The 5,973-nt window shown below is 53.0% G+C and carries 4 protein-coding genes and 1 pseudogene; 2 read left to right on the plus strand and 3 right to left on the minus strand.

Annotated elements, in window-relative coordinates:
* Window positions 1-573 (plus strand): annotated as a pseudogene (locus C8K44_RS26990) (hypothetical protein); the annotation flags it as partial.
* Between the two features lie 53 nt (window positions 574-626).
* Here C8K44_RS26990 and C8K44_RS26995 read toward each other — a convergent pair.
* Window positions 627-1,586: an FkbM family methyltransferase gene (locus tag C8K44_RS26995; RefSeq protein WP_281063014.1), complete on the minus strand. Its 960-nt coding sequence runs from the start codon at window positions 1,584-1,586 to the stop codon at window positions 627-629.
* Between the two features lie 216 nt (window positions 1,587-1,802).
* Here C8K44_RS26995 and C8K44_RS27000 point away from each other — a divergent pair, with 216 nt between their 5' ends.
* Window positions 1,803-2,810: an FkbM family methyltransferase gene (locus C8K44_RS27000; RefSeq protein ID WP_109578831.1), complete on the plus strand. Its 1,008-nt coding sequence runs from the start codon at window positions 1,803-1,805 to the stop codon at window positions 2,808-2,810.
* A 118-nt stretch (window positions 2,811-2,928) separates the two neighbouring features.
* On the opposite strand, the gene C8K44_RS27005 is transcribed toward C8K44_RS27000, so the two are convergent.
* Complete coding sequence (locus C8K44_RS27005) at window positions 2,929-4,110, minus strand: glycosyltransferase (protein ID WP_109578832.1); 1,182 nt, start codon at window positions 4,108-4,110, stop codon at window positions 2,929-2,931.
* A 9-nt stretch (window positions 4,111-4,119) separates the two neighbouring features.
* On the minus strand, window positions 4,120-5,454 hold the full coding sequence (locus C8K44_RS27010) for a glycosyltransferase family 1 protein (protein WP_109578833.1): 1,335 nt from the start codon (window positions 5,452-5,454) through the stop codon (window positions 4,120-4,122).
* Window positions 5,455-5,973: the final 519 nt, after the last annotated feature.

Raw genomic sequence — 5,973 nt, forward strand, 5'->3', positions numbered from 1 at the left:
CGCGATGATCTGATCTTCCGTGAACCGCTTACGCTTCATCTGTCCGTCCTTCGATCAAGGCCGGACTCTAACTCCTGGTGGAGGAAAAACTCAGTGGCAGGTCAATGGATTAGCGCCGAAAACATCAACGATCTTGTTATCAGTAACGGCTTCAGCGGGCCCATTGACCTTTTGTCCCTCGATCTTGACGGCAATGACTATTGGATCTGGCAGGCGCTGAATTGTATTCAACCACGCGTCGTGGTGGTCGAGTTCAACACGAGCTGTGGCCCCGAAAAAAGCGTCTCCATGTCGTACAAGGTTGACTACAGGCTCGACCTATCAGTGCAGCCCTACCGATGCGGAGCGTCTCTTGCGGCCTTCGCCAAGCTCGCCCGCGCCAAAGGATATCGGTTAGTTGGGGTCCAGTCGCTCGGCTTTAATGCCTTTTTTGTGCGCGATGAACTTGGTGAAGAACTGTTGCCAGAACGATCCACACAGGATTGCTTTCAAAGTAACGACCGCATGAGAGGTTGGACACCAGCTCAGCTAGAGATGATCATCTCCGGCAATGAGAAGTGGGAAGAAGTTTAGATTGCTGGGGCCGGCCCCGCCGTTCGGCGATACCGTTGGTCGACACGCCTGCATCAGCCAGCCAATACATGCTGAGCCAGTCCGTTCTTCTCATACACGTGCATGGCAATGGCGGCCTGTGCTAGCCGGTCTTCGTGGGATAAGGATCCGCTGTCCCGGTAGAATACCGCATCCGCCCAAATTAGCCGCTCTGATGGGCCGGAGACACCACTTCTGGTATAGGAATAGCGAGTTTCCGTCACAAAATCGATGAAGGAAAACCCAGCTGCTCTCAGAAATTGCTCAACTTCCGAAAACAGTGGCTGGCCCATGTAGATTGGGCCCAATTCCACTTCGCAGTGAACTACATTCGTCCGTGAAAGAAGTTGCTGCGCGCCACGCAGGGCGGCTAGTTCAAAACCTTGAATGTCAAGCTTCAACAAATCCACCCACGCCAAGTCATGTAGGACGTCATCGAGACGAGATGTATCCACTCCCTCGGTCGTAGTCGTTCTCAACGTTTCCAGATGATTGAAATTCGAATTGAAGGCCAGATTGAGCGGAAGAAGGGAAGATGTGGCATCGTCGTTGTTTATGTGAAAAGTCTGCCGCGAACCGTCTCCTATGAAATTTGGATACACGCTCATCGCAATGTCGCCTGACGACAGGTTAGTACCGTGGTGCGACAAAGGCTCAAAACCTATACAACGGCAGCGAAATCCTGCCGCAATCAATGGCATGTAAACATGATCTTCAGCCGCAAGCTTTTGCGCACCCACATCCACGATATTGATCGTTCGAGAGATATCTGGGCGCAGGTCGCTAGCTGCCTTGAAGGGGACATGCCTATTTGCAAACTCCTCGCTCGCGACAATTTCATCAACCAAGCGCCTTACGTCACGTTCATCGCCAAGGACATCGGAAAAGAACCCTAGCGCTTCGGGATCAGGCTCCCGACCAAGCATGGTTCGAAACAGGACACGAACATAGTCGGCATTTTCCATTCGGTTTCCTCTGCGGTCAAAGTCGAAGATTGCTAAGGTGTGCGCGCTGTAAACGGCAAAGACTTAGTCAACACTCTGGAGCCTCTCCAACTTCCCCAAATTTATCGACGTTCGCGGTTGCAATTGTCAGCCAGTCCAGTTCAGGTGGCTTCAGTGCTTCAATAGCAGCATCTATCTCACGACGGGTAAAATTGCGTAGCCGCTGCATCCGTCGAAATCAACGGCAGCATTCAGCGAGTACAGAACTTGTTCACCTCATACGCTCAAAATTTCGAGGACGTTATTCTCTGGCGTGCCCTTAAGACGGTCCAGAACGGCTTCTACATCGACATCGGCGCTCAGGACCCGATGCAGGATTCAGTCAGCCTGGCATTCTATGAGCATAGTTGGAGGGGTATCCATGTCGAGCCTACCCAATTTTATGCGGAAAGGCTGAGGGCAGCGCGACCGGATGAAGTTGTGTTACAGGTAGCAATCGGCCTTGCGACCAAGGACATCGAGTTCTTTGAGGTCAAAGACACCGGCCTCAGCACTGCAGACTGGGAACTCGCTAGTAGACATCAGAAGGAGGGACGCAATGTCGCGAAAACGAGCGTCGCTTGCATGACCCTTGCGTCTGTATTCGACACCTACGTCGATACGGACGTTCACTGGCTCAAGATCGACGTCGAGGGGATGGAGCGAGAGGTGCTCGAAAGCTGGGGGAACTCATCCGTTCGCCCGTGGATCGTTCTTCTGGAAAGCACGATCGCAAACACGCAAATACCTACTCATTCCGAATGGGAAGATCTGCTGTTGCGCCGAGGCTATGAGTTCGTCTATTTCGATGGCTTGAACCGATTTTACGTTAGCGCTGACCACAAAGACCTCGCGTCGTGTTTCGCGATCGGACCCAACATTTGGGATGGCTTCTCCCTTTCGATTGACTCGGTTTTCGTTCAACAACTCAAAAAGCGAATTCTTGCCCTAGAATTGGACGACGCTTCGGCGCGTGGCCAAACCGCGAGCTGGCGAAGGCTGCATGATGCACGCCGCAGGCAAGCAAAATCGCTGCAAAGCGATCTGGCGGAGGTCCAGAACGATCTGGCGAAGGCCCAGCAGGGCTTTTTTAGGACGGCACTAAGCTCCCTGAGAGCTGCCGGACCCAACATCAGCGCGCCAGTCCAAAAACTGGCCGACTTGTTTTTCTTTCACAAGGACGGGCGTCCCCGGCGCCTGACTATGATGGTGGGTATCAAGAAACGCGGCCACTGAATCAACGGGGCCACTCGGGCAAATGAGGCAGGTCGAACCAGGAAAATTAGAGGCGCGAGGCAACTGGCTCTGCCCATAAATGTCTCGCTCCGACCATCTGCAGCGCTGCAGTGAGACGTCACCTCTGCCGGTGCAGCCAGGCCCTCAACGGGGTTAACGCATGCGACCATTCCACTTGTCTTCGGCGTTCGATTTCAGGCAGATCAAGCGCGAGCGGTGGTCGCGCTAAGACATCTCGAATTGCCTTGCGAAATGCCCTTGGATCATCTTCGATGATGATTCCCCGCTCGTCTTTCAACGCCTCATAGCCGCGAAAGGCAGTGCTGGTAGCGACCACCCATTTGCCCGATAGAATTGCCTCTGCAGTTTTCAAATTGGACCCCCCACCGGAGGTTATGGGAAGATAGAACCCGTGCGCGCGCTCCTTTAAAGTCGTGAGTTCTGCGTCGGAAACCGGATTATAAAAAGATAGCCGATGCGTGTTAGATTTACGGAAGCGCTCGTAGCTCGGCTCAGCCCTGATCAATGCACACATACCACCCGCCACCGCTAGAGACTTCTCCGGCGGCAGAAATAGCAACGCAGGCCCGAGCATCATCTCAACGAAGCCACTGCTGTTTGGCGGATGCCCCGATCCCATCGTTAGGAGGAAGGGTTCGGTGGAATTCGCACGAACAGTCGTTTCGGGGAGCGGCTGAGCACCATTTGGACAGACCAGCACTTCGCTTGCCCCCATGCCTGCGTACACCGCAGCATCGGATTGGGTGCAGGCGATGACAACATCTGCTGTTTTGGTAAGAAGTTTTTCGACGCGCTCAAGATATCGCAATGCGCGCCCAACATATACTGGCTCTCCGCCGCGCTCCAACAGTATATCGCGCTTAATCTCAACTTCGACATTCTGCGACGAGTAAATTAGCCGATGTCCAGAGCGTCCCCTTCGTTTTAAGGCCTTTATCGCCGGATAGAGGTATGGCTGTTCGAAATGTATATGGGTTGGACGAAAATCATCTACGTGGTCGACAAGCCAACTGATGCAATTGTCGTCACGCGAAGAAATCAGACCTGAGAAAATATCCTCCAGGTACGGCTGAGGATAGAACCACCCGTTCTTGCGATATTCAGCTTGAAAGGCGCGATCCAACGTGGTCCTTCTTTGGCTGGATTTGCCGGGGCATATCGCCAGAAACTTCACTGGTACGCCCATCTCCTCATAAATCTTGACGATCTCCGCCGCGCGCCTTTGCCCGCCATGAACCGGCTCGTCAATCAGGTACGTTCCAAGGGCCAATACGCGCATAATCCCAGCCTACCTCGTGATTGCAGTGGCAAAGAACTGACTTGCGCTCTGCTTCCAACTGGTTCCGACGTAACTCTGACTGATAGCCTTCTCTTTCTCGGAACGCACCACGTCATCATTCACGTATTCTTGGATTGCATCTCTCCAAGCATATACATCTAGTGGGTCAATCAGCACCGTGTGCGTGCTGATCTCGGGCAGGCTACCTCGATTCGAGGCAAGACAAACCTTGCCGTGCATCAAACTTTCGGCCACAGGCAGACCCCACCCCTCATCGAAAGACGGAAAGACTGTAAATAGACAGTTTTCATAGCAGAGGCTCAACTCCTCATCGCTGACGGCCGATATGATCTCGATTCGATCGCATACCAAGGGGTTATTCCTGATCTGATGCATCAGATCGCCGGTCAACCAGTGCCCAGTCCCCACGAACACCAACTTGACGTCGGCATCAATTCGCCCCTCACTAACAAGGTTTTGCCATACCTGGTATAACAACCAGTGGTTCTTCCGCGGCTCTATTGAGGCCACCATCAGAACGTAACGCGTACCTTGCAGCTTGGCTGGCAGCGTCGCCGCCGCACTACCGAGCTTGTCAGCCTGGACGCTCGCAAAATCGGTTTCGCCAAGGCGAAAAACCGACAGGGCCGGACAAGGGATGTCAAACACATCACACAGTTGCCTGTATTCCTGCGCGGTCGCTTTCGAAATGCAGAATACTCTATCCGCGAGCCAAGCTAGCTCGCCGTAGTAAGCTACGACACTATCAGCAACCCCTTCTGGCCAAAATTGCGGTGACTTCCACGGGATTACGTCATAGCAGATCGAGATATAGGTAAATCCGGTCTTGATTTTTTCCGCCCGGATCGCTTGCAAGTCTTTCCCATGCCAGTCAGCGCCGCACGAGACAAGAATATCTGACGAGTTTATTTCGAGCCGTGAGATTGTTGCGTCGCGCAGCGAAATCGTATTGGCAGGCCTTGGAAAGTGATACTCATACTTGTTGGTACCGAGCCAATTTGCAACGCGATAGTATTGCTCCAACAAATATTTTCGGGGCTGACGAAGGAATGAATATTTCCGAACTTGACGAAGGATGCGCTCCGGTACGCCTGCACCGAATTCAACGACGAGATTTCCGGCGAGAATACGCCTCACGATATCAGGCTTCAGAATGAAGAATGATTTCGATTCCAGATCGTAGATTGAATACTCCAATGAGGTAGCGACAACCTCTTTTGCGAATATCGCGAGTTGTCGCTCAGTGCGCACAATCCCCGACGGTGGTCCGGACCAGCGCGCCGACGTCGTCAGGTCAAAAATCAATCGGGGCGATTGGGACATGCTGGGATACTTTCAAAAGAATGCCAAATGTCAAATCCTCTCCCCGCACGCACTCAAGCGACAAAGACGATCCAACTGGCAGTAAATCTGAGAGGGTCGTGCGCAAAGGCGCTCATGAAACTACGGGCTGAGTTGTGGCCTCAATCTGCGTCCAACTAAGCTCAGTTCCTCGGGCACAGCTATGCTTTGAAAGTCTCATCCGTCCTCTTGCTTAGACTTCGACTCCGTTCACATGCGTCAATCTCCGAGAACGCCAGGTTGACGTACGGAAATATGGCAGCGCGGCAACGACCGAGCGTTAACGATTCACGTTATCGTTGGCAAGTCCATGCACGAAGGGGAAACGAATGACAATGTAGGCCCATAGCGACAGTCCTCCAAGCTATGTCGCGCACGTCTCTAAAAGATCTGCTCTGACCCCCGAAAACTGGACCGTTCAGAATTGGAGTTTTCCGCTGTAGTTTCCCGGTTGGGAGAGGAGCGGAGAGCGATGAAGGCATCGAAGTTTTCGGACGTACA

It is taken from the genome of Aminobacter sp. AP02, from assembly GCF_003148805.1.
GTDB lineage: Bacteria > Pseudomonadota > Alphaproteobacteria > Rhizobiales > Rhizobiaceae > Aminobacter.

Bases quoted from the DNA above. Each gene is read 5' to 3' on its own strand.
- C8K44_RS27005 (WP_109578832.1), bottom strand. From the start codon at position 4,110: ATGCGCGTATTGGCCCTTGGAACGTACCTGATTGACGAGCCGGTTCAT.
- C8K44_RS27010 (WP_109578833.1), bottom strand. From the start codon at position 5,454: ATGTCCCAATCGCCCCGATTGATTTTTGACCTGACGACGTCGGCGCGC.